This window comes from Jatrophihabitans fulvus (genome assembly GCF_054781375.1).
The window spans coordinates 1,342,913-1,368,327 of sequence record NZ_BAAGUN010000001.1 but is presented as its reverse complement, the minus strand read 5'-3'; the positions used below and the strand labels follow the sequence as shown (position 1 = coordinate 1,368,327).

Annotated in this window: 24 protein-coding genes; 12 read left to right on the top strand and 12 right to left on the bottom strand. The window is 72.2% G+C overall.

Annotated features, from left to right (window positions below):
* The first annotated feature begins 5 nt into the window (after positions 1 to 5).
* From ACYVP9_RS06730 to ACYVP9_RS06720, 3 genes are read left to right on the top strand one after another with little or no spacing between them, the layout of a single operon-like run.
* Positions 6 to 422, top strand: a complete 417-nt coding sequence (locus ACYVP9_RS06730; RefSeq protein WP_460603931.1) for a DUF1772 domain-containing protein — start codon at positions 6 to 8, stop codon at positions 420 to 422.
* 37 nt (positions 423 to 459) lie between these two features.
* The gene (locus tag ACYVP9_RS06725; protein WP_460603930.1) at positions 460 to 1,101 is read left to right on the top strand and encodes a TetR/AcrR family transcriptional regulator; all 642 of its coding nucleotides are present in this window, start codon (positions 460 to 462) and stop codon (positions 1,099 to 1,101) included.
* Positions 1,083 to 2,714 (top strand): acyl-CoA dehydrogenase family protein, encoded by a 1,632-nt coding sequence (locus ACYVP9_RS06720; protein WP_460603929.1) that lies wholly within the window; start codon positions 1,083 to 1,085, stop codon positions 2,712 to 2,714. The genes ACYVP9_RS06725 and ACYVP9_RS06720 overlap by 19 nt, the downstream gene beginning before the upstream one ends.
* A gap of 55 nt (positions 2,715 to 2,769) precedes the next feature.
* Here the strand turns inward: ACYVP9_RS06720 and ACYVP9_RS06715 are convergent, their stop codons facing one another.
* Complete coding sequence (locus ACYVP9_RS06715) at positions 2,770 to 3,030, bottom strand: DUF5999 family protein (protein ID WP_460604311.1); 261 nt, start codon at positions 3,028 to 3,030, stop codon at positions 2,770 to 2,772.
* Positions 3,031 to 3,225: 195 nt separating this feature from the next.
* On the bottom strand, positions 3,226 to 3,690 hold the full coding sequence (locus ACYVP9_RS06710; protein WP_460603928.1) for a phosphatase domain-containing protein: 465 nt from the start codon (positions 3,688 to 3,690) through the stop codon (positions 3,226 to 3,228).
* Between the two features lie 25 nt (positions 3,691 to 3,715).
* On the opposite strand from ACYVP9_RS06710, the gene ACYVP9_RS06705 reads away from it, so the two are divergent.
* A complete protein-coding gene (locus tag ACYVP9_RS06705; protein WP_460603927.1) occupies positions 3,716 to 5,167 on the top strand; it encodes a GuaB1 family IMP dehydrogenase-related protein in 1,452 nt (483 codons plus the stop codon).
* 3 nt (positions 5,168 to 5,170) lie between these two features.
* Here ACYVP9_RS06705 and ACYVP9_RS06700 read toward each other — a convergent pair whose 3' ends face one another.
* Positions 5,171 to 5,374, bottom strand: coding sequence for an antitoxin (locus ACYVP9_RS06700; RefSeq protein WP_460603926.1), 204 nt, complete (start codon positions 5,372 to 5,374; stop codon positions 5,171 to 5,173).
* Between the two features lie 95 nt (positions 5,375 to 5,469).
* Between ACYVP9_RS06700 and ACYVP9_RS06695 the strand changes: the two genes are divergently transcribed.
* Complete coding sequence (locus ACYVP9_RS06695; RefSeq protein ID WP_460603925.1) at positions 5,470 to 6,837, top strand: WS/DGAT/MGAT family O-acyltransferase; 1,368 nt, start codon at positions 5,470 to 5,472, stop codon at positions 6,835 to 6,837.
* A 458-nt stretch (positions 6,838 to 7,295) separates the two neighbouring features.
* Here the strand turns inward: ACYVP9_RS06695 and ACYVP9_RS06690 are convergent, their stop codons facing one another.
* Complete coding sequence (locus ACYVP9_RS06690; RefSeq protein WP_460603924.1) at positions 7,296 to 7,808, bottom strand: macro domain-containing protein; 513 nt, start codon at positions 7,806 to 7,808, stop codon at positions 7,296 to 7,298.
* A gap of 35 nt (positions 7,809 to 7,843) precedes the next feature.
* Between ACYVP9_RS06690 and ACYVP9_RS06685 the strand changes: the two genes are divergently transcribed.
* A complete protein-coding gene (locus ACYVP9_RS06685; RefSeq protein WP_460603923.1) occupies positions 7,844 to 8,221 on the top strand; it encodes a VOC family protein in 378 nt (125 codons plus the stop codon).
* On the opposite strand, the gene ACYVP9_RS06680 is transcribed toward ACYVP9_RS06685, so the two are convergent.
* The 4 genes from ACYVP9_RS06680 to ACYVP9_RS06665 all read right to left on the bottom strand — a co-directional run bounded on the left by ACYVP9_RS06680 (position 8,222) and on the right by ACYVP9_RS06665 (position 12,619).
* Complete coding sequence (locus ACYVP9_RS06680; RefSeq protein WP_460603922.1) at positions 8,222 to 9,892, bottom strand: alpha/beta hydrolase; 1,671 nt, start codon at positions 9,890 to 9,892, stop codon at positions 8,222 to 8,224.
* 25 nt (positions 9,893 to 9,917) lie between these two features.
* Positions 9,918 to 10,292: an STAS domain-containing protein gene (locus ACYVP9_RS06675; RefSeq protein ID WP_460603921.1), complete on the bottom strand. Its 375-nt coding sequence runs from the start codon at positions 10,290 to 10,292 to the stop codon at positions 9,918 to 9,920.
* 101 nt (positions 10,293 to 10,393) lie between these two features.
* Positions 10,394 to 11,431, bottom strand: coding sequence for a glutathione S-transferase family protein (locus ACYVP9_RS06670; RefSeq protein WP_460603920.1), 1,038 nt, complete (start codon positions 11,429 to 11,431; stop codon positions 10,394 to 10,396).
* A gap of 27 nt (positions 11,432 to 11,458) precedes the next feature.
* On the bottom strand, positions 11,459 to 12,619 hold the full coding sequence (locus ACYVP9_RS06665; RefSeq protein ID WP_460603919.1) for a M20/M25/M40 family metallo-hydrolase: 1,161 nt from the start codon (positions 12,617 to 12,619) through the stop codon (positions 11,459 to 11,461).
* 111 nt (positions 12,620 to 12,730) lie between these two features.
* On the opposite strand from ACYVP9_RS06665, the gene ACYVP9_RS06660 reads away from it, so the two are divergent.
* A complete protein-coding gene (locus ACYVP9_RS06660) occupies positions 12,731 to 13,510 on the top strand; it encodes an alpha/beta hydrolase (RefSeq protein ID WP_460603918.1) in 780 nt (259 codons plus the stop codon).
* On the opposite strand, the gene ACYVP9_RS06655 is transcribed toward ACYVP9_RS06660, so the two are convergent.
* On the bottom strand, positions 13,486 to 14,394 hold the full coding sequence (locus ACYVP9_RS06655) for a LysR family transcriptional regulator CynR (protein WP_460603917.1): 909 nt from the start codon (positions 14,392 to 14,394) through the stop codon (positions 13,486 to 13,488). The two genes, ACYVP9_RS06660 and ACYVP9_RS06655, sit on opposite strands and share 25 nt — an antisense overlap.
* A gap of 201 nt (positions 14,395 to 14,595) precedes the next feature.
* Between ACYVP9_RS06655 and ACYVP9_RS06650 the strand changes: the two genes are divergently transcribed.
* The 5 genes from ACYVP9_RS06650 (at position 14,596) to ACYVP9_RS06630 (ending at position 19,840) form a co-directional block, all read left to right on the top strand.
* Positions 14,596 to 15,240, top strand: a complete 645-nt coding sequence (locus ACYVP9_RS06650; protein WP_460604310.1) for a succinate dehydrogenase cytochrome b subunit — start codon at positions 14,596 to 14,598, stop codon at positions 15,238 to 15,240.
* A 13-nt stretch (positions 15,241 to 15,253) separates the two neighbouring features.
* On the top strand, positions 15,254 to 17,191 hold the full coding sequence (locus ACYVP9_RS06645; protein WP_460603916.1) for a fumarate reductase/succinate dehydrogenase flavoprotein subunit: 1,938 nt from the start codon (positions 15,254 to 15,256) through the stop codon (positions 17,189 to 17,191).
* Entirely contained in the window at positions 17,188 to 17,940 is a 753-nt protein-coding gene (locus ACYVP9_RS06640) for a succinate dehydrogenase/fumarate reductase iron-sulfur subunit (RefSeq protein ID WP_460603915.1), read from the top strand. The genes ACYVP9_RS06645 and ACYVP9_RS06640 overlap by 4 nt, the downstream gene beginning before the upstream one ends.
* Positions 17,941 to 18,050: 110 nt before the next feature.
* Positions 18,051 to 18,881: an Fpg/Nei family DNA glycosylase gene (locus tag ACYVP9_RS06635; RefSeq protein ID WP_460603914.1), complete on the top strand. Its 831-nt coding sequence runs from the start codon at positions 18,051 to 18,053 to the stop codon at positions 18,879 to 18,881.
* On the top strand, positions 18,878 to 19,840 hold the full coding sequence (locus ACYVP9_RS06630; protein WP_460603913.1) for an FAD-dependent oxidoreductase: 963 nt from the start codon (positions 18,878 to 18,880) through the stop codon (positions 19,838 to 19,840). Before ACYVP9_RS06635 ends, ACYVP9_RS06630 begins: the two co-directional genes overlap by 4 nt.
* Here ACYVP9_RS06630 and acmB read toward each other — a convergent pair.
* From acmB to ACYVP9_RS06615, 3 genes are all read right to left on the bottom strand, one after another.
* Complete coding sequence (acmB, locus tag ACYVP9_RS06625) at positions 19,819 to 21,021, bottom strand: methyl acetate hydrolase AcmB (RefSeq protein WP_460604309.1); 1,203 nt, start codon at positions 21,019 to 21,021, stop codon at positions 19,819 to 19,821. The two genes, ACYVP9_RS06630 and acmB, sit on opposite strands and share 22 nt — an antisense overlap.
* Positions 21,022 to 21,099: 78 nt before the next feature.
* On the bottom strand, positions 21,100 to 22,977 hold the full coding sequence (locus ACYVP9_RS06620) for an ATP-binding protein (protein WP_460603912.1): 1,878 nt from the start codon (positions 22,975 to 22,977) through the stop codon (positions 21,100 to 21,102).
* Positions 22,978 to 22,979: 2 nt separating this feature from the next.
* Positions 22,980 to 25,322, bottom strand: coding sequence for an eCIS core domain-containing protein (locus ACYVP9_RS06615; protein ID WP_460603911.1), 2,343 nt, complete (start codon positions 25,320 to 25,322; stop codon positions 22,980 to 22,982).
* Positions 25,323 to 25,415 lie beyond the last annotated feature (93 nt).

Here is a 25,415-nt window from a genome sequence, read left to right as displayed (position 1 = left end):
GCCGGGTGAGCGTCGCCGCGGTCCTGCTGCTGGTGGCGACGAGCCTGTACGCCGGCTTCCAGTGGACCGTTCGGCTGCTCGTCTATCCCCAGTTCGACGCCGTCCCGCCGGACGCGTTCCCGGCCTACGAGCGCACGCACCAGCACCGCGTGTCGGTCGCGGTCGGCCCGCTCTTCGCGTTCGCCGGCGTCGCGGCGATCACCGCGTTCGTCGCGCGTCCCGGCCTCGCCTCCGGGGCGGCCGCGGCCTGCGTGGCCGGGGTCGTCGCGGTGACCGGCCTCGCCGCCGTCCCGCAGCACCGGACGCTGTCCGACGGGTTCGTGCGGACGGCGTTCCGCCGACTGCTGGTGGTCGACACCGTGCGGTTGGCCCTCGCGCTGGGAGCGGTCGCGGCGGCCGTGGTGTACGCGCTCGACGCGTGACGTCGCGCAAGAACTGAAGTCGTGATTCACTGCTTCGATGCCCTACCGCCGGACGCCGGCCGTCCAGGCCCGGCTGGATGCGCAACGCGCCGCGATCCTGCGCGCGGGTGCGGACGTGCTGGCCGACCACGGCTACGCCGCCTGCACCGTCGCCGCCGTCGCCGCCCGGGCGGGTGTCGCGACCGGCACCGTCTACAACCACGTCGACAGCAAGGCCCAGCTCGCCGCCGAACTGTTCCGCGCGCTGGTGTCGCGCGAGCTGGCGGCCGTGCGGGACGCCGTCGGGGACGCCGGTGACGCCGCGGACCGGCTGACCCGCGTCGTCGAGACCTTCGCCGGCCGCGCGCAGAAGCACCCCCGGCGGGCGTACGCGCTGCTGGCCGAGCCGGTCGTCCCGGCCGTCGAGGCGCTGCGCCTGGAGTTCCGGACGGCGTTCCGCGACCTCATCGCCGACGCGATCGCCGACGGCGTGCGCCGGGGCTCGCTGCCGCCGCAGGACGCCACCGTGGTCGCCGCCGCGCTCGTCGGTGCCATCGCCGAGGCGCTGATCGGCCCGCTGGCCGCCGGCATGCCCGATCCGGCCACCGTCCCCACGCTGCTCGAGTTCGTCCACCGCGCCGTCGGGGCGCGGGACCCGATCGACACAGGAGGGTTGCCGTCATGCCCACCCACGAGGTGACCAATCAGGTTCCGCCCCACACCGGGCGGGACATCACCACCCATCCCGCGCTCGTCGAGGGACTGCGGCGCGAGGGTGCGGGCTGGGCGGTCGACGAGGTGGTCGAGCTCGGCCGGCTCGCCAACACCCAGGCGTGGCAGGACGCCGGACGGCTCGCGAACGAGCACCCGCCGGTGCTGCACACCCACGACCGTTACGGCCACCGGGTCGACGAGGTCGAGTACCTGCCGCAGTACCACGACCTGATGCGGACGGCCGTCGCGCACGGACTGCACGGCGCACCCTGGATCGACGCACGTCCGGGCGCCCACGTCGCCCGCGCGGCGAAGGTGATGGCCTGGGGCGCCACCGACGCGGGCCATCTCTGCCCGATCTCGATGACCTACGCAGCCGTCCCCGCGCTGCGCACGACACCAGACCTGGCGGCCGCGTACGAACCACTGCTCACCAACCGCGAGTACGACTTCGGACTTCGCGCGCCCTCGAGCAAATCCGGATTGATCGCGGGCATGTCGATGACCGAGAAGCAGGGCGGCTCGGACGTCCGCGCCAACACCACGCGGGCCGTGGCGAACGCGGACGGCACCTGGTCGCTCACCGGACACAAGTGGTTCACGTCGGCGCCGATGTCCGACCTGTTCCTGACCCTCGCGCAGACGCCCTCGGGACTGTCGTGCTTCGCGGTGCCGCGCGTGCTGCCCGACGGCACCCGCAACGCGTTCTTCCTGCAACGCCTGAAGGACAAGCTCGGCAACACCTCGAACGCGTCGGCCGAGGTCGAGTACGACGGCGCGGTCGGCTGGCTGGTAGGCCCCGAGGGCCGCGGCGTCGCGACGATCATCGAGATGGTCAACATGACGCGCCTCGACTGCGCCCTCATGGCGGCGGCGGGCATGCGCCTCGACGTCGCGAACGCCGTGCACCACGCGACGTACCGGCAGGCGTTCGGACGGCGGCTGCTCGAGCAGCCGGCGATGACGAACGTGCTCGCCGACCTCGCGCTCGAGTCCGAGGCGGCGACGACCCTCGTGATGCGGGTGGCCGGAGCGGTCGACCGGGCCGTGCGGGGTGACGACGCGGAGCGCGCCTTCAGGCGGGTCGCCCTCTCTGTGACGAAGTACTTCCTCTGCAAGCGCCTCGCCCCGCACACCGTCGAGGCCCTGGAATGCCTCGGCGGCAACGGATACGTCGAGGAGTCGGGGATGCCCCGGCTCTACCGGGAGGCACCGCTCATCTCGATCTGGGAGGGGTCGGGCAACGTCGCGGCGCTCGACACCGTGCGCGCGATGGGTCGCGAACCGGAGACGGTGGAGGCGTTCCTCGGCGAGCTCGACCTTGCGACGGGCGCGGACCCCCGCTACGACGACGCGTTGGCGGGGCTGCACAAGCAGTTGGTCGCGCCCACGGACGATCTCGCGTTCCGGGCGCGACGGGTGGTGGAGCGGATGGCGGTGCTGCTGCAGGCGTCACTGCTGCTGCGGCACGGGGAGCGCGGCGTCGCCGACGCGTTCGTGGCGACGCGGGTGGCCGGCGACCAGGGACTGGCCTACGGGACGTTGCCGCCGGGCACGGACACCGCGTTGCTGCTGGACCGGGCGGCCACCGGCTCGTGACGGGGGTGCCGCAGGTCGCCGCGGGTCGGCCACGACCCGGACGGAACGGTTGGGGTCAGCTGACCTTGCGGTGCGGCGACGCGAGAAGCAGGTCGGCGCGGCGTGAGGCGACGCTCTGGCCGTCGGGCAGCAGCTCGCCGAAGTCCTCGAACGCGACGACGCCGTTGCACAGCAGACTCCAGCCCTGCTCGGGGTGGGCCGACACGACGTGGGCGGCGAAGTGGTCCGCCGCGTCTGCCGAGGGGCAGCAGGGAACGTGGCTGCACCGGTGGGAGTCGTGGGACTGGTGACGGGCACCGGGGGTGGTGGCGCCCATGTCGATGGAGGTCATCGCTGCTTCCTGCAATCGCTTCCGGGTAGGATCGACCCCAGTGTGTGCACCGGACCGTGGGAAAGTCCAGCACCTTGCTCGGGCCGCGGACAAATTATATATACCCGTGACCTGGCTCACACGTAAAGTCTTCGTGAGATCGTGACCTCACCGTTACATAACATCTGACAAACCCGGACTTTACGTCCGGCCGGCCTCGTCCTGCGCCACCCGCAGCGACCTGCCGCGGGGGACCCAGTCGGCGAGGACGGCCGGGAAACCGGCCGCGAGAGCGGCCCGGACGACCCGGTCGTCGTCGTCGATCACCGCGGTGACGCCCCGCTCGCGCAGCCGGCGCAGCACCCCCAGCTTGTACGACGCCGCCGGTCGGTAGTCGCCGTCCGGGCGCATGTGCAGCTCGCCGACCGGTAACCCGTGGTCGGCCAGCCAGGTCTCGGTGACGTCGCGCAGCCACTCCGGACGACCGGTCAACCACACGATCTCGTCCCCGGCGCCGAGGTCGGCGACGAGGCGCGCACCCTCGGGCAGCAGCGTGTCGTGGTCGGCGGCGAGGAAGAAGCGGTGCCACGCGCCACGGTCGAGGTGGTGCACCCGGTGCCGGACGTCGGCGACGACGCCGTCGATGTCGAAGACGGCCACACCCACGTCGCCAGCGTAGAGTCCGGTCCTCGTGCGCTTCCTGACCGGCTCCACGGAGCCCCCGTACGACCTCACCTACGACGACGTTTTCATGGTCCCGGCGCGTTCCGATGTCGGTTCCCGCTTCGACGTCGACCTCGCCGCCACCGACGGCAGCGGCGCCACTCTTCCGCTCGTCGTCGCCAACATGACCGCCGTCGCCGGCCGGCGCATGGCCGAGACGGTCGCCCGCCGCGGCGGCCTCACCGTGCTGCCGCAGGACATCCCCGTCCCGGTCGTGCGCGAGGTCACCGAGTGGGTCAAACGCCGCCACCTGGTCGTCGACACCGCCCTGACGCTCGCGCCGCACTCGACGGTCAGCGACGCGCTGGCGCTGCTGCCCAAGCGCGCTCACGGCGCCGTGGTGGTCGTGGCCGACGACCGACCGGTCGGTGTCGTCACCGAGGCCGACTGCGCCGGCGCCGAACGGTTCGCGCAGCTGCACCAGGTGATGACAGCGAACCCCCTGACGCTCACCGAGCCCGCGGACGGCGAGCTCGACGCCGTCGCCGCCTTCGAGACGCTCGACGCCGAACGCCGCAAGTTCGCGCCCGTCGTGCGGGCGGACGGGCGGCTGGTCGGCGTGCTCACCCGTGTCGGCGCCCTGCGGTCGACGATCTACCGACCGACGCTGGACGCGTCCGGACGGCTGCGCGTCGCGGCCGCCATGGGCGTCAACGGCGAGGTGAAGCAGCGCGCCGCCGACCTGCTCGATGCCGGGGTCGACCTGCTCGTGCTCGACACCGCGCACGGCCACCAGCAGCGGATGATCGAAGCCCTCAACGCGGTGCGCGACCTCGCCCCGCACGTGCCGGTGGTGGCGGGCAACGTGGTGTCCGCCGAGGGGACCCGCGACCTGATCGACGCCGGCGCCGACATCGTCAAGGTCGGCGTCGGGCCCGGCGCGATGTGCACCACCCGGATGATGACCGGCGTCGGCCGTCCGCAGTTCTCCGCCGTGCTCGAGTGCGCGGCCGCGGCCCGTGAGCTGGGCGCGCACGTGTGGGCGGACGGGGGAGTGCGGCACCCACGCGACGTCGCGCTCGCGCTGGCCGCCGGCGCGTCGTCCGTGATGATCGGTTCGTGGTTCGCCGGCACCTACGAGTCGCCCGGTGACCTGCACGTCGCCGCCGACGGCCGGGCGTACAAGGACTCGTTCGGCATGGCGTCGGCACGGGCGGTCGCGAACCGCACGAGTCACGAGAGCGCGTTCGACCGCAGCCGCAAGGCGCTCTACGAGGAGGGCATCTCGAGCGGCCGCCAGTTCCTCGACCCGGCCCGTCCGGGCGTCGAGGACCTGCTGGACGCGATCACCGCGGGTGTGCGGTCTGCCTGCACCTACGCCGGTGCCCGCTCGATCGAGGAGCTGCACGAGCGGGCCGTGGTCGGCGTGCAGAGCGCGGCGGGCTTCGCCGAGGGCCGCCCCCTGCACGCCGGGTGGTGACGGCTACTTCTGCGAGCCACCCGGGGTGTGGCCGCCCTCGCCGGGGATCGCGTCCTTGAGCTTCTCGGCCGCGGAGTCGATCTGGTCGGCGTGACCGAAGCGGCCGCCCAGCTTGTCGGCCGCCTTGTCGATCGTGTCGTCGACCTTGTCGGCGTTGTTCTCGGCCCAGTCCTCGGCCTTGTGACGCAGGTTGTCGAAGTCGACCATCGCTCACTCCCGTCTCGGCTGTTTCGGCGAACGCGATCGAGCATGCCAAAGGTCGAGCGTTTCGCCGACTGCCGGCGCGGGGGAGGATCGGAGCCATGCCGCTGCCGATGTCCCCGACGAGCTCGATGTTCCTGCTCGCCGAGACGCGCAACTACCCGATGCACGTCGGCGGACTGCAGCTGTTCCGTCCGCCCGCCGGCGCGGACGTGTCCGACATCCGCGCCATGTTCGACGAGGCGATGGCCCACGACGAGGTCGCGCCGCTGTTCCTGAAGCGGCCCCGTCGCAGCCTGTCGTCGCTGGGGCAGTGGGCGTGGGAGCGGGACGAGGAGTTCGACCTCGAGCACCACGTGCGGCGCAGCGCGCTGCCCTCGCCCGGCCGCATCCGGGAGCTGCTCGAGCTGGTGTCCCGGCTGCATTCCACCCTGCTGGACCGGCAGCGTCCGCTGTGGGAGACGCACCTCATCGAGGGCCTCGACGACGGGCGCTTCGCCGTCTACACGAAGGTGCACCACGCCCTGGTGGACGGCGTCTCGGCCCTGCGGATGCTGTCGCGGATGCTGTCCGAGGACCCGGACGAACGCAGCATGCCGGCGCCGTGGGCGCCGAAGCCGCGCAGCTCCAGGCCTCGCGCCGGTGGCCGGCCGTCCGTCGCGGGCCTGCTCGGCGAGGCCGCCGGGCTCGGGCCGTCGTTGCTCAAGACCCTCGACCGCGCCCGCCGCGACCAGGCCGCCCCGTTCTCGTTCTCGACGCCGCGCTCGATGTTCAACGTGAAGATCACCGGCGCCCGCCGGTTCGCGGCGCAGTCGTGGCCCATCGACCGCATCAGGGCGGTGGGCCGGGCCACCGACACCACCGTGAACGACGTGGTGCTGGCGATGTGCTCGGGGGCCCTGCGGCGGTACCTGATCTCGATGGACGCGCTGCCCGACAGCTCGCTGACCGCGATGGTGCCGATCTCGCTGCACAGCGGGGATGGCAGCAATGGAGGCGTCGACGGCGGCGGCAACGCCGTGGGCATGGTCATCTGCCGGCTCGGCACCGACCTCGACGACGCCGGAGCCCGCCTCGCCGCCGTGCACCACTCGATGGAGCAGGGCAAGGAGACGATGGGTGGGCTCAGCCACCTGCAGGTGCTCGCGATGAGCGGGCTCGGCATCTCCCCGCTCGGACTGTGGCCGGCGCTCAACCTCGTCGACACCGTCCGCCCGCCGTTCAACCTCGTGATCTCGAACGTGCCCGGGCCGCGGGTGCCGCTGTACTGGAACGGCGCGCAGATGGACGGTCTCTACCCCCTGTCCATCCCGCTCGACGGCCAGGCGCTGAACATCACCTGCACCAGCTATTCCGATCGGCTGGCGTTCGGGCTCACAGGATGCCGGCGCTCGGTGCCGCACCTGCAGCACCTGCTCACGCACCTGGACGAGGAGCTCGCCGCGCTGGAGAAGGTCGCCGCGCTCTGACCGGCCCCGGCGCCGGACACACCCTCCGCGAAAACAATTGAGGCGGCTTCACGAGACCGCTTCACGAGACCACTTCACGAGACCGCTTCACGAGACCGCTTCACGAGACCGCTTCACAAGACCGCTTCACGAGACCCCTCCACGGCGGGACTCGAGGCGTTCGTCCGGCTCCGGGCGCGATCTTCATGGCCCGGTGGCGGCATGGGGACGCCAGTCCCTCGACGTCGGCGGCCGACTCGTGAAGCCCACTCGTGAAGCCCACTCGTGAAGCCCACTCAATTGATTTCGAGAAGGGTGTGTGGCCGGTCGGACGAGACGCGACGCGACGCGACGCACATGGACGCGGTGATCCTCGGTCGCCCGCGGCAGCACGCGCCGGTCCGCCGCCGTCGGCATCGTCAGCATCGTCGTCGGCGTCGGACTCGGCGTCGTCGTCGGCATCGTCGGCGTCGCCGGCGTCAGCGCGGGTGCGGCGGGGCCTCGAGGGCGGTGCGCCAGGCGGCGTGTGTCCGCTCGTCGAAGGCGACCAGCACGCACCGGGCGACCCGGGTGGCGGCAGCCCGCAGCGCAGCGACGCTCACCTGGGCGGCCGCCTCGAGCGGGTAGCCGTAGACCCCGGTCGAGATGGACGGGAACGCGACCGACGCGGCGCCGACCTCGTCGGCCCGGGCCAGCGACTGCGTGTAGGCCGACGCGAGCAGGTCCGCGCCCGGCTCGTCGATGCCGAACCGAGGCCCGACGGCGTGGACGACCCAGCGCACGCGCGGAGCGAGGTCGAAGGCGTCGGTGACCACGGCGCCGCCCGGCGGACAGGGCGCGAGCGCTCGCGACGCCTGCACCAGACTGCGCCCGGCGGCGCGGTGAACCGCGCCGTCGACGCCACCGCCACCGGCCAGCCGCGAGTTCGCCGCGGTGACGATCGCGTCGATCTCGAGGGTCGTGATGTCGCCGGTGACGAGCTCGATCTCCATAAGACGTGTCGTACCCGCTCGCTAGCGTCCGTCGCATGCCGTCTCACATCGAGAACACCTGCCTCGACTGCGCCGACCCGTGGGCGCTCGCCCAGTTCTGGAGCGCCGCGCTCGGCCGTCCGGTCGATCCGCAGAACGAACCCTCCGACGACGAGGTGGGCATCCCCCTCGAGCACGGCGGCGAGCTGATCATGCTGAAGGTGCCCGAGAGCAAGACGGTGAAGAACCGCATGCACCTGTGCCTGTCGCCCGACGGCGTCACCCGCGACGAGGAGGCCGAGCGGCTGCGCGGGCTCGGCGCCGGCGTGGTGGCCGACCACCGCCGGCCGGACGGTTCCGGGTGGTGGGTGCTGTCCGACCCCGAGGGCAACGAGTTCTGCGTGCTGCGCAGCGCGGCCGAGCGAGCGGGGTGATCAGATCTTGTTCAGGTCGACGGCGGCGATGCGGCGCGCGAGCGTCGGCGACAGCCGGCTGACGGCGCGGAACGCCCGCGCCTCGGGTGTCGCGTAGGCGATCGGGCGGTTCGCCCGAATCCCGCGCACGATCTGCCGTGCCACCTTCTCGGCCGGGTACCCGCGGCGGCGGTACGACGCGACCTGGTGCTCGCGCCGCCGCCGGGCCTCGGCGTCGTCGACGCCGACGTGGATCGTGGTGCGGGAGATGTCGGTGTCGACGAACCCGGGACACACCGCCGTCACCCCGATCTGTTCCGGCGCCAGCTCGGCACGCAGGCATTCGGTGAGCATGAGGACCGCGGCCTTCGTCGTCGCGTAGGCCGGGTAGACGATCGAGGGCGAGTACGCCGCGGCCGAGGCGACGTTGACGACGTGGCCGCCCTCGCCGCGGTCGACCATCAGCCGGGCCACGAGGCGGCTGCCGTGGATGACGCCCCACAGGTTCACGTCGAGGATGCGGCGCCAGTCGTCGACCGACGTGCCCAGGAAGGTGCCGCCCATCCCGATGCCCGCGTTGTTGACCATCACGTCGGGAGTCGCGGGCAGGCCGGCGATGAGCGCGTCCCACGACCGTTCGTCCGTCACGTCCAGGTGCACGGCGTCGGCCCGCACCCCGAGGGCACGCGCCTCGTCGACCGTCTCCTTGGCCCGCACGTCGTCGACGTCGGCGACCACGACATCGGCGCCCTGCCGCGCCAGCTCGAGCACGGTCGCCCGTCCGATGCCACTCGCACCGCCGGTGACGACGGCCAGCCGCCCGCCGAACGCACCCTCGCGCTGCGGCGGCCGCGCCTGCGGGTCGGAGGCGAAGGCGTCGACCAGCCGCGCGATGACGTCCGGACGGTCGCGCACCACCCAGTGGCCGCCGGCCACGGGTACGACACGCAGGTCGGCGACCCACGGCTGCGGCGCCCCGGCGGCCATCGCGGACGTCACGTACGGGTCGCGCTGCGGGACGATGACCTGCACCGGCAGCTCGAGCGGTCGCGGGGTTCGCGTCGCCACGCCGGACAGGTTCGCGCGGTACAGCGAGAGGCCGTGCTCGGCGTCCGCACGGCTGCCGGACGACCCCCGCGCCAGGCGGCCGATCACTCCCGATCGGGCCGCGGCCTCGGGCAACCCGGGCAGCTGGAAGGCCAGCGTGTACCAGGAGTGGGCGAGCTGCCGCGTCGCGGCGCGCGGGTGCCGCAGTCCCCGTCGCGCCCACGCACCGGCGTACGCCAGCGACGGGCCCGAGATCGAGGTGAACGAGGTGACCCGTCCGACGAAGCGGTCGTCGGCGAGCGCGTCCCAGCTCTGGATCGAACCCCAGTCGTGCGCGAGCAGATGCACCGGTCCGCCCGGGCTCACGGCGTCGAGCACGGCCAGCAGGTCGTCGGTGAGGTGGGCGCTGCGGTAGGCGCTGCGCGGACCGGGGCGGTCGGAGGCGCCGGCGCCACGTACGTCGTAGGTGACGACGTGGTAGCTGTCGGCCAGCAGGTCGACGACGCCGTCCCAGACGTGATGGTCGTCCGGGTAACCGTGCACGGCGACGATCGTGGGCGATCCGGGATCGCCCGCCTCGTACACGGCCAGGGTGACGCCGTCAGGAGTGCTGATACGGCGGGGGACGCTGGCGGCGGCGCTCATGGCCCGACCCTAGCCGCCGTGCGTGTCACATCCCGTCACGGACACCGTCCGCGAGTGCGGCCTCGCGCGTGTCGTACAACCGCAGGCGGTCGACGAGCCCGGTCAGCGTGAGCGGGCGCCGTACCGGCCGCGTCGAGGCCACGATGCGCACCTCGCAGCCGGCCGCCGCCGCGAGGACGTCCAGCGCGAGCAGCATCTCCATGGCCGCCGCCGACAGCAGGCGCACGTCGCAGAGGTCGACGACGAGCACCTCGACGTCGTCGTCGACCAGGTCGAACAGCTTGCGCCGCAGGGCCGGGACCCAGCCGTAGTCGAGTTCTCCCGAGACGTCGGCGACGACGGCGCCGCGTCGCGCCGACGTGACGGTGAGGGCGTACTCCGGCTCCATGGGCGACGGCATCGCTCCTCGGCAGCAGAAAGCGGCGACCGGAGGCCGCCGCGGCTGGGTGCTCAACCGCGTGAGGATGCTATGCCACGATCTGCCGGTCGCGGCGCCCGCCGTCAGCCGGCGCCGTGACCCTCGGGGACGCGTTCGGCCTCCGGGACGGGCCCCGGCGGGGTGCCGTCGCCGAACGGGCGGCCCCCGAGCTGCTCGCGGCCGTGCGGGGTCAGCCAGTTCGCGAGGTCGGGTCCCTTCGGCACGACGCCGGTCGGGTTGATCTCCTTGTGCACGAGGTAGTAGTGCTGCTTGATCTGGACGAAATCGGTCGTGTCGCCGAAGCCGGGGGTCTGGAAGAGGTCGCGCGCGTACGCCCACAGCACCGGCAGCTCGGCGAGCTTGTGCCGGTTGCACTTGAAGTGGTTGTGATAGACCGCGTCGAAGCGTGCGAGCGTGGTGAACAGCCGGACGTCCGCCTCGGTGATCGTGTCGCCGACCAGGTAACGCTGCCGCTCGAGCCGCTCGCCGAGCGCGTCCAGGCGCGCGAACAGCGCGTCGTACGCCGTCTCGTACGCCTCCTGCGAGGTCGCGAAGCCGCACTTGTAGACGCCGTTGTTGACGTCCTCGAAGAACGAGTCGATGACCTCGTCGATCTCGTCGCGGCGCGCCTCGGGGTAGAGGTCGGGGGCGCCGTCGCGGTGGAACTGCGTCCACTCCAGCGAGAGGTCGATCGTCATCTGCTTGAAGTCGTTGGTGACGACCTTGCCGCTCGGCACGTCGACGATGGCCGGCACGGTGATGCCCCGCGGGTACTCGGGGTCGCGGGCGAAGAACGCCTGCTGCAGCCGCTCGATCTTCAGTACCGGGTCGACGCCGCCGGGGTCGAGATCGAACGTCCAGCTGCGCTCGTCGTGCGTGGGACCGCACAGGCCCATCGACAGCGCGTCCTCGAGCCCGAGCAGGCGGCGCACGATGATCGCGCGGTTGGCCCACGGGCACGCCCGCGCCACGACGAGCCGGTACCGGCCGGCCTCGACCGGCCAGCCGTCCCGGCCGTCCGCGGTGATGCGGTCGGAGATGTAGTTCTGGTCGCGCTCGAAGTTGCCGCCGTCGTCGAGGTCCTTCGTCGCGCCGGTCGGACGGGTGTCAGCGGTGGTCATGACGCCAGCCTTCCCACGATCGCCGCACTAACGCTGTGACCCCTCACCGAGCAGCTGGAGCATCCGGCAGTCGGCACGGATGCCGTCGAGGACGCCGGGGATGTCGGTCCACTCGTCCGCGGTGCCGCGGCCACCGCCGCGGAAGGTGCCGTCGTGCACGACGCCGGGCAGCCCCGCCTCGTAGGTGACGTTGACGTTCGAGGAGCTCCACGCACGGAACACCGGTTCCCGTCCGGTCTCGCGGATGCCCTGGGCGAGCGCCCGGACGAGGCGGTGGTCGCGTCCGCCCTCGAGGCGGATGGCCGGTTGCCGCTCGCCGTCGGCGATCTCGACCTCGACGCCGGCCGACCGCGCCGCGTCCTCGACGGCCGCTCGGGTCTCGGCCTCGGTGCGGGCGAGCAGGTCGGGATCGGTGCAGCGCAGGTCGATGCCGACGAAGCCGGTCTCGGGCGAGTGGTTGAAGACGCTGCCGGCGTGGATGCGATTGACCCGGCGGGTGAGCAGCGGGTCCTTGTCGAACGGCGGCCCGTGGTGCGGCAGCGGGTGGGCGTGCAGCGCGGTGATCAACCGCGCGATCGCGTCCGACACCTCGGAGATGCCGCCGTACAGCGTGTGCCGCGGTGCGGCGCGGAAGGTGACGTCCAGTCCGGCGAAGCCGATCGCGTTCCAGCTGACCGTGCCGATGCCGCCCATCAGGTCGACGACCTCGCCCAGCGCCTCGCCGTGGTCGGCGACCAGCGCACGCACACCGGTCAGGCCGGTTTCCTCGCCCAGCACGAACGCCACCGTCAGGCGCCGCCACGGCTTGGGCTCGTCGCGCACGAACCGCAGCAGCGACAGCGCGGACGCGTCGGACGAGGTCGTCTCGGTGGCCGGGCCGACGAACCGGTCGCCGTCGCGGTACAGCACGTCGCTCGCCGCCCGGTGTCCGGCGACGGTGTCGAGATCGTCCATGGTCGCGAGGAACGTGAGCGACCCGCCGTCCGGGTCGTCCCCGTCGACCGTCACGACCACATTGCCCGCGGTGTCGATGCGGACGTCACCCGCGCCGGCGTCCCGGGCGAACTGCGCGATGAGCTCGGCGCGCGGACCCTCACCGCCCAGCGGCGCCGGCAGCCGGGCGATCGCGCCCCACTGCTCGAGGATCAGGTCTTCATCGGCCCGCACGAAGTCGGTCACGTCCGTCACCGATCCATTCAATCCCGCGGCTCGGGACGGGCCGTTCCCAGGGTCGGTGCGTTAATGTCGGACGAACGCCCGGCGACGTCCGGATGCACGACCGCCTCCGGAGGCCACGACATGACCGCGATCGCGCTGCCGCGTTTCGAACCGGACGCCGACTACGTGCCGCTGCCCGGGTCCCGCGCGGGCGAGTTGCGCGCCTACGGGCGCATGCTGCGGATGGTCGGGCCGGCGGTGCCGCAGCCCGCGCGTGGCGTCGGGTCGCCCGCGCTGCTCGTGCCCGGCTTCCTGTCCGGGGACGTCTCACTGACCCTGCTGTTCCGCGAGCTGCGGCGTCGGGGCCACCGCACCTTCCGCAGCGACATCGGCGCCAACGTGGGCTGCACCGAGACGATGGTGCAGCGGCTGGTCGCCCGGCTCGAGACCGTCGCCGCGGACGAGGGTCCGGTGACCCTCGTCGGGCACAGCCGCGGCGGCATGGTGACCGCGCTGGCCGCGCGGCGGCGTCCGGAGCTGGTGGCCGGCGTCATCGCCCTCAGCGCTCCGATCACCGGCACGCTGTCGGTGGCCTCCCACGTGCGCAAGCAGCTCGAACTGCTGTTCCGCCTGCACCGTCGCGGCCTGACCCGCGTGCTCGCCAGGGACTGCGTCGTCGGCGACTGCGCCGCCCGGGTGGCCGCGGAGCTGGCGGCCCCGTTCCCGGCGCAGGTGCCGCTGCTGTCGGTGTACTCCCGGCACGACGCGATCCTCGACTGGCGCACCTGCCTCGACCCCGCCGCCGAGCAGGTCGAGATCGACGCCGGTCACGTGGGCATGGCGACCGACCCGCGCGTGATGCGGCTGGTCGCCGACCGGCTGGCGCTGCGCGCGGGTCAGCCGACGCCGGCGCGCGCGTAACGCTCGGTCGCGTCGGCCACGATCACCCGCTGCAGTTCCTCGGCCGCCCGCGACAGCTCGACGTCGCGACGGCGGGCCAGCTGCACCGTGCGCGACAGCCCCGGCGGCGCCAGGCGGGTGACGCGGTAACGCTCGGGACCGACGACGGTCGACGGGACGACGGCGAGCCCCACGCCGGCGGCGACGAAGCCGAGAACGGCGTCCATCTCCCCGCCCTCGACGGCGAAGGTGGGCTCGAAACCCGCGTCGCGACAGGCGGCCAGCGTGGTCTCGCGCAGGTCGTAACCGTCACGGAACATCACCAGCTGCGCCCGCTGCAGGTCGTCGATGCGCAATCGGGCCCGGCGGGTCGGCGGGGGCACGGCGGGGGAGGAGATCACCACCAGTTCTTCGACGAACAGCCGCTCGGCGTCGAGCCGGTCGTCGTCCTGGGCCCGGGAGTCGACCAGCAGGGCGAGGTCGAGGGCGCCCTCGGCCAACTGCTCCTGCAGGTCGCGCGAGCCCCCCTCGGAGATGATGATCGCCACACCCGGGTGCGCGCGGTGGAAGGCCCCGACGATGGGAGCGACCAGGCCGGTGCACAGGCTCGGGGTCGCCCCCAGCCGCACCTGGCCGCGCCGCAGGTCCTTGACCTCGCGGACGGCGCGCCGGGCGTTCTCCGCCTCGAGCAGCAGGCGACGTGCGATGGGCAACAACTCGTCACCGGCGTCGGTCAGCTCGACGCGTCCGGGCCTGCGGGCGAGCAGTTCGGTGCCCAGGGACCGTTCGAGCGCCCGTACCTGCTGCGACAGGGTCGGCTGCGACACGTCCAGATGGAGGGCGGCGCGGGTGAAGCTGCGCTGCTCGGCGACCGCGACGAAGTAGGCGACCTGCTGCAGTTGCACGTGTTCCAGCGTACGCCGGTATAGACACTGGCTATCGGCCGCAGCGGATTCATCGATTGGCTCTCTGGACTCACAGGCCTAGCGTTGGCGGACGTGGTGAGCACCCAACCGACGAAGCAACCGATCAAGAAGGCGGGCGCCGGACGGCGCCCCGTCACGCCGGCCCGGCGGGGCGGTCTCGCGGGCTACTGGCAGAGCACGATCGGCAAGAAGATCGTGATGGCCTGGACCGGCCTGATCATGCTGGCCTACCTGCTCGTGCACATGCTGGGCAACCTCAAGATCTTCTTCGGCCGCGAGAGCTTCGATCACTACGCCGAATGGCTGCGGACGATCGGCACGCCCGCCCTCAAGGGGGCGTGGTTCCTCTGGATCGTGCGCGCGGTGCTGCTGCTGGCCGTCGTGCTGCACGTGACCGCCGCCGCGCAGCTGTCGCGGCGCGACCTCAAGGCCCGTCCGGTGAAGTACGCCCGCGGGCAGAAGGCCCGGGCGACGTTCGCGACGCGGACCATGCGCTGGGGCGGCGTCATCCTCGCGCTGTTCATCGTGTGGCACATCCTCGATCTCACCGCCGGTGTCGTGAACCCCGACTTCAAGAAGGGCGAGGTGTACGACAACGTCGTCGACGACTTCCAGCTCTGGTACGCCAACGTCATCTACATCGTCGCGATGATCGCGGTGGGGTTGCACATCAACCACGGATTCTGGAGCGCCTCGCAGACGCTGGGTATCAACAGCACCGCGAGGGACCGTGCCCTCAAGATCACGGGTACGACGCTCGCCGTCGTCATCAGCGTCGGTTTCATCATGGTCCCGGTCGCGGTCATGACCGGGATCACCAGGTAGGCAGGAGGACGGCATGCTCGGCTACACCGAGGGCGACCCGATCAAGGACACCAAGGCACCGGACGTGCCGATCGCGGAGCGCTGGAGCACCCGCAAGTTCGAGGCCAAGCTCGTCAACCCCGCCAACCGGCGCAAGCACACGATCATCGTGGTGGGCACCGGCCTGGCCGGTGGCTCGGCGGGCGCGACACTCGCCGAACAGGGCTACAACGTCATCCAGTTCTGTTTCCAGGACTCGCCGCGCCGCGCCCACTCGGTCGCCGCGCAGGGCGGCATCAACGCCGCGAAGAACTACCGCAACGACGGCGACTCCGTGCACCGGCTGTTCTACGACACGATCAAGGGCGGCGACTTCCGCAGCCGCGAGTCGAACGTGCACCGCCTCGCCGAGGTGTCGCTGCAGATCATCGACCAGTGCGTGGCGCAGGGCGTGCCGTTCGCCCGCGAGTACGGCGGCCTGCTCGACACCCGCTCGTTCGGCGGCGTCCAGGTGCAGCGCACCTTCTACGCCCGCGGCCAGACAGGCCAGCAGCTGCTCTACGGCGCCTACCAGGCGCTCGAGCGGCAGATCGACGCCGGCAACATCGAGATGCACGCCCGCACCGAGATGCTGGACCTCGTGGTCGTCGACGGACGTGCCCGCGGCATCGTCGCGCGTGATCTCGTCACCGGTGAGGTGAAGACCTACCTGGCCGACGCCGTGGTGCTCGCCACCGGCGGGTACGGCAACGTCTTCTACCTCTCGACGAACGCCAAGGGCAGCAACGCGTCCGCCATCTGGCGGGCGCACCGGCGTGGCGCGTACCTCGCCAACCCGTGCTTCACCCAGATCCACCCCACGTGCATCCCGCGCTCGGGCGAGTACCAGTCGAAGCTCACACTGATGAGTGAGTCGCTGCGCAACGACGGCCGCATCTGGGTGCCGAAGAAGCGGGGCGACGAGCGCCCGCCGGAGCAGATCCCCGAGGACGAGCGCGACTACTACCTCGAGCGCATCTACCCGTCCTTCGGCAACCTGGTGCCGCGTGACATCGCGTCGCGCGCGGCGAAGAACCAGTGCGACGAGGGCAAGGGCGTGGGCCCGGGCGGCCTCGGGGTTTACCTCGACTTCCGCGACGCCATCGAGCGCATGGGTCGCGACACCGTCAGCGCGAAGTACGGCAACCTCTTCGACATGTACGCCCAGATCACGGGCGAGAACCCGTACGAGACGCCGATGCGCATCTACCCGGCGGTCCACTACACGATGGGCGGGCTGTGGGTCGACTACGACCTGCAGACGACGATCCCCGGGTTGTTCGCGATCGGTGAGGCCAACTTCTCCGACCACGGCGCCAACCGGCTCGGTGCGTCCGCGCTCATGCAGGGTCTGTCCGACGGCTACTTCGTCCTGCCGCCCACGATCAACGACTACATCGCGAGCGCGAAGCTGTCGGACGTCGACAGCAAGGACGTCGTGGTGTCGCAGGTCGAGACCGAGGCCAAGCAGCGCATCGAGAAGCTGCTGTCGATCCAGGGCAACCGCACCGTCGACTCCTTCCACCGCGAGCTCGGCCTGCTGGTGTGGGACTTCTGCGGCATGGCCCGCAACGAGGAGGGCCTGCGCAAGGCGCTCGAGCGCATCCCCGAGCTGCGCGAGGAGTTCTGGACCAACGTCAAGGTCCCCGGCAGCGGCGACGACATGAACAAGGAGCTCGAGAAGGCCAACCGGGTCGCCGACTTCATCGAGTTCGCCGAACTCATGTGCCTCGACGCGTTCGCGCGCGAGGAGTCGTGCGGCGGGCACTTCCGTGAGGAGCACCAGACGGCCGACGGCGAGGCCGAGCGCGACGACGAGAACTTCAGTCACGTCGCGGCGTGGGAGTGGACCGGCCTCGGCAAGGATCCGGTCCTGCACAAGGAAGCGCTCGAGTTCGAGTACGTCCACCTGGCACAGCGGAGTTACGCGTGAAGATCACCCTTCGTATCTGGCGGCAGCCCGGCCCCGAGGCCGACGGCCGCATGGTCGAGTACCCGATGGACGACGTGTCCCCGGACATGTCGTTCCTCGAGATGCTCGACGTCCTCAACGAGAAGCTCATCCTCGACGGTGACGAGCCGGTCGCGTTCGACCACGACTGCCGTGAGGGCATCTGCGGCTCGTGCGGCATGGTCATCAACGGCCAGGCCCACGGCCCGGTGCAGACGACCACGTGCCAGCTGCACATGCGCTCGTTCTCCGACGGCGACGTCATCGACGTCGAGCCGTGGCGCGCGGCCGCCTTCCCCGTCATCAAGGACCTGAGCGTCGACCGCACCGCCCTCGACCGCATCATCCAGGCGGGCGGGTACATCACCGCGCCGACCGGTGCGGCGCCCGAGGCACACGCGACGCCGGTGCCGAAGGACGATGCCGACCTGGCCTTCGCCAACGCCACCTGCATCGGCTGTGGTGCGTGCGTCGCCGCGTGTCCGAACGGCTCGGCGATGCTGTTCACCTCGGCGAAGCTCGCCCACCTCAACACGCTGCCGCAGGGCCAGCCGGAGCGGACCACCCGCACCGTCGCCATGGTCGAGCAGATGGACGACGAGGGCTTCGGTGGCTGCACCAACACCGGCCAGTGCGTGTCGAGCTGCCCGAAGGGCATCCCGTTCTTCAGCATCGTCGACATGAACCGCGACTACCGCAAGGCCCGCAAGGCGCAGCGCGCCTCCCGCTGATCCGTACCCCGCTTCCCGGCCGGAACGGCTGCCAACGGACGGCGTGTCCGCAGCCGATCGGGCCGGGAGGTGGTGTGTCGGGGGCTGGTGTCGCGGGGAAACTGGCACGCGTGCCCGAGTTGCCCGAGGTCGAGTCCGCCCGCGCCGTCATCGAGTCGGCCGCGCTGAAGCGCACGATCGTCGCGGTCGACGACACCGACGAGTACGAGTGCCGTCCGCACCGGGCCGGTGAGCTGGCCGACGCCCTCACCGGGCGCTCTCTCACCGCGGCCCACCGGCGCGGAAAGCTGATGTGGTGCGAGACGTCAGGGGTCGGCCGGTCGCGCACGCCCGGCCCGACCCTCGCCCTGCACCTCGGCATGGCCGGACGCATCCTGGTCACCCGGCGCTCCGGGCGCACCGACTCCGGCGGCGACTACGCCGGCCCGGGCAACACGAACCGCACCGCCGCCCGCAAGCCCGAGTGGGACCGCTTCACCCTGACCTTCGCCGACGGCGGCACGTTGCGGCTGTTCGACAAGCGGCGGCTCGGACGGGTCTACCTCGACCCGGACGTCGAGGCACTCGGCCCGGACGCCGGCGAGGTGACACTGCGGCAGCTGCGCGAGATCGTCGGACGCAGCAAGGCCCCGTTGAAGGCCCGCATCATGGACCAGAACGCGCTGGCGGGCGTCGGCAACCTGCTCGCCGACGAGGTCCTGTGGCAGGCCGCGCTGGATCCCCGGCGCGAGGCGCGGGACCTGTCCGACGACCAGGTGGCCGACCTGCACCGTGAACTGCGCAGGGCGATTCGAGCGGCCATCCGCAAGGGCGGCGTGCACACCGGGGTGATCGTCGAACACCGTTCGACGAACGGCCACTGCCCGCGGTGCGGTGCGCCCATGGCCCGCGCGACGGTCGGCGGACGGACGACGTGGCGGTGCTCGGAGGAGCAGTCGTGAGGGCCACGGTCGTCGGGGCCGGGGTCAGCGGCCTCACCTGTGCGCTGCGGCTGCGCGAGGCCGGGCACGACGTCACCGTGCTCGCGCCCGACACCGCGGGCGCGACGGTCACCTCGTTGCTGGCCGCCGCCGTCTGGTTCCCCACCCACGCCGGACCGGCCGAGCTGGTCGAACGGCAGGGCGAGGCCACGTTCGCCGAGTTCGCCGGCCAGGCGTCGGCCGGTGTCCCCGGCGTCGTCATGCGGGAATCGCTCGCGCTGTACCGGGAGCCGCCGTCCGCCGAACCGTGGCAGGCCGCGGTGAGCGAGCTGCGTCCTGCCCGTCCGGACGAGCTGCCGCCGGGTTACGGGTTCGGCCTGCGCTTCGTCGTGCCGTCCGTCGAGATGCCGGTGTACCTGCCCTGGCTCGCCGGGCGCGTCGCGGCCGCCGGGGTGCGGCGCGGCGTGCGGCGCATCGACGCGCTGGACGAGGCATGGGGGCACGGCGTCCCGGACGTCGTGGTCAACTGCGCCGGCCTGGCGGCGGGCGGGCTCGCCGGCGACGACACGATGTTCCCGGTGCGCGGGCAGATCGTCCGCGTGCCCAACCCGGGACTCACGACGAGCGTCCGCGACGAGCACCACCCGGGTGGCCGGGCCTACGTGCATCCGCGCGAGCACGACTGCATCCTCGGCGGCACCCTCGACGTGGGGGAGTGGGACACGACCCCCGACCCGCACGAGACCGACGCGATCCTCTCCCGCTGCGCCGACATCGTGCCCGCGCTGGCGGGTGCCGAGCCGCTCGAGACCGTCGTCGGGCTGCGGCCCGGCCGTCCGACGGTGCGGCTCGAGAGCGAGGTGACGGCGCACGGGCCCGTCGTGCACGACTACGGCCACGGCGGCTCCGGCGTGACGCTCGCCTGGGGCTGCGCGGACGAGGTCACCCGGCTGGTCGGTCAGCTGCGCAGCGCGTCGTAGACGGCGGTCTCCATCTCGAGGTAGCGGCCGACCGACACGGCGTCGGCGAACGGCAGGATCTGGGTGGCCCAGAAGCCGCCGATGCCGGTGCGGCGGTCGATCCAGTAGTAGAGGTTGGCCAGGCCCGCCCAGGCGACCGCCCCCGCCGGACGACCGGTGGGCGCGTCCTCGTCGTTGACCATGAACGTGTACGCCCACGACTTCGACAGGCCGGGGAAGAACTCGGCGTCGTTCGACAGCGACGGGATGACACCCGGCAGCCCCGTGACCTTGAGGTCCCCGAGCTTGTTCTCGACCGCCCAGGCGACCGTCTCGGGCTTCAGCACGGCGGCGCCCGCGTCGCTCGCCCCGTCGTCGAGCCACATGCGGATGAAGCGCAGGTAGTCGCCGACGGTCGAGTACAGGCCGTGCCCGCCCATGTGCACCTCGGGCGCGGGGAGCCGGAAGCCGGTCGCCGTCAGCGATCCGTCCGCGTTGCGCGCGTGCATGCGCGCCAGCCGCGGCTCGAGGTTGTCGGTCAGTTCGAACGACGTGTCGGTCATGCCGAGCGGCGCGAAGACCCGCTCGGCCATGACGTCGCCGAGCTTCTGCCCGGTGACGCCCTCGACGACCTGTCCGACCCAGTCGATGTTGCTGCCGTACTGCCACCGCTCGCCCGGGTCGAACAGCAGCGGCGTCCGTAACGCCTCCGGCGTCGCGGCGACGATGCTGGGCTGCCCGTGCTCGGTGGCCAGCCGGTGGTACTGCTCGTCGAAGAAGTCGTAGGCGAAACCCGCGGTGTGCAGCAGCAGGTGCTTCGTCGTCACCGGGCGCTTCGGCGCGCGCAGCACCGGGTTGCCGTCGCCGTCGAACCCGTCCAGCACCTGCACGTCGGCGAGGGCGGGCGCATGGTCGGCGGCCGGCGCGTCGAGATCGAGACGTCCCTCCTCGACGAGCTGCAGTGCGGTGGTGCCGGTGATCGCCTTCGTGGTCGAGAAGATCGCGAACACGTCGTCGGTGCCCATCGGCGTGCCCGACCCGAGGTCGCTCGCACCCGACGCTCCCAGGTAGAACGTTCCGCTGCGGTCGGTCAGCCCGGCGACGACACCGGGCACGCGCTGCTCGCCCTGTGAGGCCCGCTGCACGACGGCGTCGGCCGCGGCGGCGACGGCCGCCCGGTCCCTCGTGGGTGTGCTCACGATCGGCTCCTCTGCTCGGCTGCGGCGGTGCGTCCACACTCGTCCGCGTCGGGGTGAAGCGGAACCCGCCGGACGGACGGTTCAGCGGGAGCCCGCAGGCTCCGTCGTGCGCCGGCCGAGCTTGGTCATCTCCTGGGTGACGGCGCGCAGCACGTGCTCCGTGCCGACCGGGGTGCCCGCCGACGCGGCGAGGAAGGCCGCGGACAGCGCGGCGTTGCGGATCGAACCGCCCGTGAGGTCGTACTTCTGCGCGACGGCGTCCAGGTCGAGGGCCGCGTCGAGCGGTGCCCGGCCGAGCGAGCGGTCCCACATGCGGCGGCGGTCGGCCGCCACCGGCACCGGGAAGTGCAGCGACACGTGGATGCGGCGCAGGAACGCCGGGTCGATGTTGCCGGGAAAGTTGGAGGTCAGCACCACGAAGCCGTCGTACGTCTCCAGACGCTGCAGCAGGTAGCTGACCTCCATGTTGGCGTAGCGGTCCTTGGCGTCGCTGACGTTGGACCGCACGCCGAACAGCGAGTCGGCCTCGTCGAACAGCAGCAGGTAGTCGCCGGCGTGCGCGGCCGAGAACAGCTCCTCGAGGTTCTTCTCGGTCTCGCCGACGTACTTGCTGACCAGCGCGCTGAGGTCGACGCGGTACATGCCGATGTGCAGCTCGTGGGCGATGATCTCGGCCGCCGTCGACTTGCCCGTGCCGGACGGGCCGCTGAACAGCGCGGTCACCCCGGGGGACGGGTACAGCGGCAGCCCCCACTCGTGATGAACGGTGTGCCGGTGCCGGTAGCGGTCGACGAGATCGCGCAACCGGCTCGAGTGCGACTCGGGCAGGATCAGCTCGTCCCAGCTCATCCGCGGCTCGACCCGGCGGGCGTGCTGGCCGAGCGCGCCGACGGCGACCCGGCGCACGGCGTCCTGGGGCGACCCGTCCGACGCGACGAGCGAGGCGAGCCGCAGCATCCCGGCGTCGAGGCGGCGCCCCGGCTCGGGGGCGTCGCCGAACACGGCGCCCCACTCGGTCGGCGTGGCCTGCGCCGGTTCGGGCGTCACGTCGAGCCAGCGCTCGGCGGTGAGCGAGCCGATCGCGATCGGTTCCTCGCACAGCAGCGCCCAGCCGAGGTGCGCGGCCCGCTCGATCCAGCGTCGTGCCTGCGCGTCGAGATCGCCCGGACGGTCGAGCTCCAGCGCCACGTCGAGACCGGTCACGCTCGCGTGCCGCACCAGCGACGTCCACGTGGCGTCGTCGGCCGGCAGCGGCGCGGCGAGCAGCCCGAGCTGCGAACACGCCGCCGCGGCCTGCAGCCGCCGCACCCGGTCGGGGCCGGCGACGAGCACCCGCCGCGGCGGGTCGTCCCGGTCGGTGTCGGGTGCCGCGAGCAGCTCGCAGCCCGCCGGCAGGTCGGCCGACGGCACGTCGGCGAGGGCCCACGCGACGACCCGCGGCACGCGGACCCGGGCGGACGTCAGCGGGGCGTCGAGGTCGACGTCGACCAGCGCGGCGCCGCGCAACGCGCCACCGGGAGCCAGCGCCGCGAGCGCGGCGCCGCCGATCGCGTCGCGCACCAGTCCGGCCGTGACGAACGCCCGCGTCGGGTCGCCGTTGGCGAGCGCGCACAGCCGCGCCAGCCCGGGGTCGAGCTCGACGGCGCCGAGCAGGGCGAGCACCGCGACCTCGACGTCGTCCAGATCGCATGCCGAGGTGATGCGCCCGAGCCCGACGTCGGGGTCGACGTCGTCGAGCAGTTCCTGCCAGGCCTCGGCGAGCGGCCCCTCGAACGCGGTGCGGACGTCGTGAGACGACGGGCCCGGCTCGATCGCGGGCCGGCCCAGCAGCTGCCGGACGTCCTCGCCGGACAGCGCGGCACCCGGCAGGGGCCCGCGGGACGCCTCGAGCGCCGCCCGCTCGACGAGCAGCCGGCCGTAGCGCCGCCAGCCGGAGCCATCGGCGGTGTGGTCGGGCACGCTCAGCCGTGCTCCGCCTCGAAGCGCTGCAGCGCCGCCCGCGAGTGCGTGTTGCGGTACTCGGTGACCAGCTTGCGCGCGGCCGGGCCGGGCTTGTCGCCGTTCTGGGTGGCCAGGACGAAGTCGGCGAGCTCACCCGGCTCGGCGTACAACTCGACCACGATGGCGTAGAGCGCGTCGGCGCCGGCCGCACCGACGGACTTGTCCGACAGGTACTGGGTGATCACGCCCAGCTGCGGCGAGTTCAGGAACGCGTCGACGACGGCCTCGCGCTGCTCGGCCTCCATCTCGGCGATGTCGGTGTTGGCCTCGAACAGCGCCCGCAACGACGCCGCGACGGCGTCCTCGAGCTTGCCCGCGTCGCCGGAGGCCAGGGCGGCGGAGTACGCCTGGTGCAGCGGGTCGGTGTCGGTGCTGTCGGACTTGCCCTCCGCCGCCTTCTTCTGCGCTGCGTCGGTGACGGCCGCGACGACGGCACCGTCCTCGTCCTTGTCGGCTGCGGTGGGGCCGGCGACGTCCTCCTCCTCGTCCTTCTCCGGACCCCAGCCCTTCTTGATACGACCCTCGCCGCCGGTCCACTGCGCCTTCTCGGTCTCCGCGAACGCCTCGCGGATCGACTTCTGCACGGTGCGGAACCGCGCGACGGTCGACTTGACCTCGATGGGCGCCATGAGGCCGTACAGCACCTCCTCGACGTCGCGGGGCTTCACCCCGAGCACGGCGTGCGCCATCTCCTCGTCGAGGAACGGCGGCAGCCCGACGAGCTTCGGCGCGGCACCGGCGCCGGGCTTGGCGACGGCGGAGCCGGTGACCCGGACGACGTTGCCGGCGGCATCGGTCTCGACCGTGTAGTCGTCCGCGTCGCGTTCGACGGTGCCCGCGATGGCGTCGAGGATCTGCAGCTTGTTGAGGCTGCGCTCGAGAACGGCGTCGTCCTTCGCGGCGGCGCTGGTGCCGCCCTTCTCGCCCTTGACCTGCTCGACGACGACGCCGAACGCGTTGTCGGCGTCCCTGTCCTTGTCGACCGCGAGCTCGGCGCGCGCGGTGACACCGGCACCGAACAGGCGGTCGAGGCGGTACATCGCGACGGCGCGCGCCTCGAGCCCCGGGTCGTCGTCCCCGCGCCGCGTGCCGGCGGCGGAGGGTGTGAACGTGCCGACGAACGTGTTGTCGCCGTGGCCGAAGGTCCGCTCGTCGGTCTCGTTGCCGTCCTCGTCGAGGACTGCCGACGAGGTGAGGTTGACCGATTCCATCCACACCGAGAGGTCGGGGTCCTTGATCGTGTCGAGCTCCTGCTCGATGCGCGGCTGGATGAGCTCGACGGCCCCGAGCCGCTTCTTCTTCTGCTCGACGTCGACCTCGGTGAGCCCGAGCTCCTGGCCGGCGGACCTCGCGGCGCCGGCGACCGCCTGGGCGAACGACTTCTTGTCCTTGAGCGCGGCTTTGACGGACTTGAACAGCCCCTTGGCCTTCTTGGTCGCCTTCTCCTTGAAGTCCTTCGGCTCGTCCTCCTGCTCCGGCGTCGGCTTGTCGTTGACCCGGCGCCAGGCCGTGATGCTCTTGTCGACCTCCTTGAGCAGCGTGGTCATCGACGAACGCGACTTGAGGAACTTGTCGTCGTCGGCGTCGACGAGCTTCGCCTCCTTGCGCTCGTACTCGTGGAGGTTGTCGAGGATGTCGTCCCAGTTCTTCGTCAGGCCGAGCTTCGTGCGCGTGCCGCCCGTGCTCTCGCCGCCGCCCAACCGCTCGGCGGTCTCGGCGGTGCCGGCGAGGCGGCGGCGCACGCTGCGCCCGATGCCGGTGGCGGGCTGGTGGGTGTGGGCGGCCTCGTGGGCGATGAGGTGCACGCCGGCCTCGGTGCCGGGCTGGTACTGACCCCGGGCGAAGAAGATGTCGCGGCCGACGGAGAACGCGCGGGCACCCACCGCGCGGCACAGCGCGTCGGCGTTGCCTCCGGTGTGCACGCCGATGCCCGACGTCGCCACGCCGCCGGCGTTCAGGTGCTGCGCGGCGGACGGGTCGATGGGGGCGCCCTTGCCGCGGGCGGCGGCGATGCCCGCCTCGACGCCGGGGCCTGCCGCACCGCCGGCGATGCCCGCTCCCGGAGACGGCTCGCGACGGACGGTCGCGGTGTCGGCGAGCGCCGGCTGCGCGGTGTCGCCCTGCGACGGTTCGCCGCCGGTCGCGCGCATCCGCGCGATGACCCGGTCGGCGACCTGGTCGGCCTCGTGCTCGGCGGGGTCGAACGCGTGCCCCACGGTCAGCTGCGGGGCGTCGTGGTCCGCGGCGGCGGGCGCGAAGCCGGGCATGTCGATGTCGAGTTCGGCGCGCTCGGTGCCACCCATGCGAAGCTCCCGCGAAGATCCACTGTGCCGGGCGAGTGCCGCGACGCCCGTAACCTAGCCGTGAAGTGCGGACCGCGGCAGTACACAAAGGCC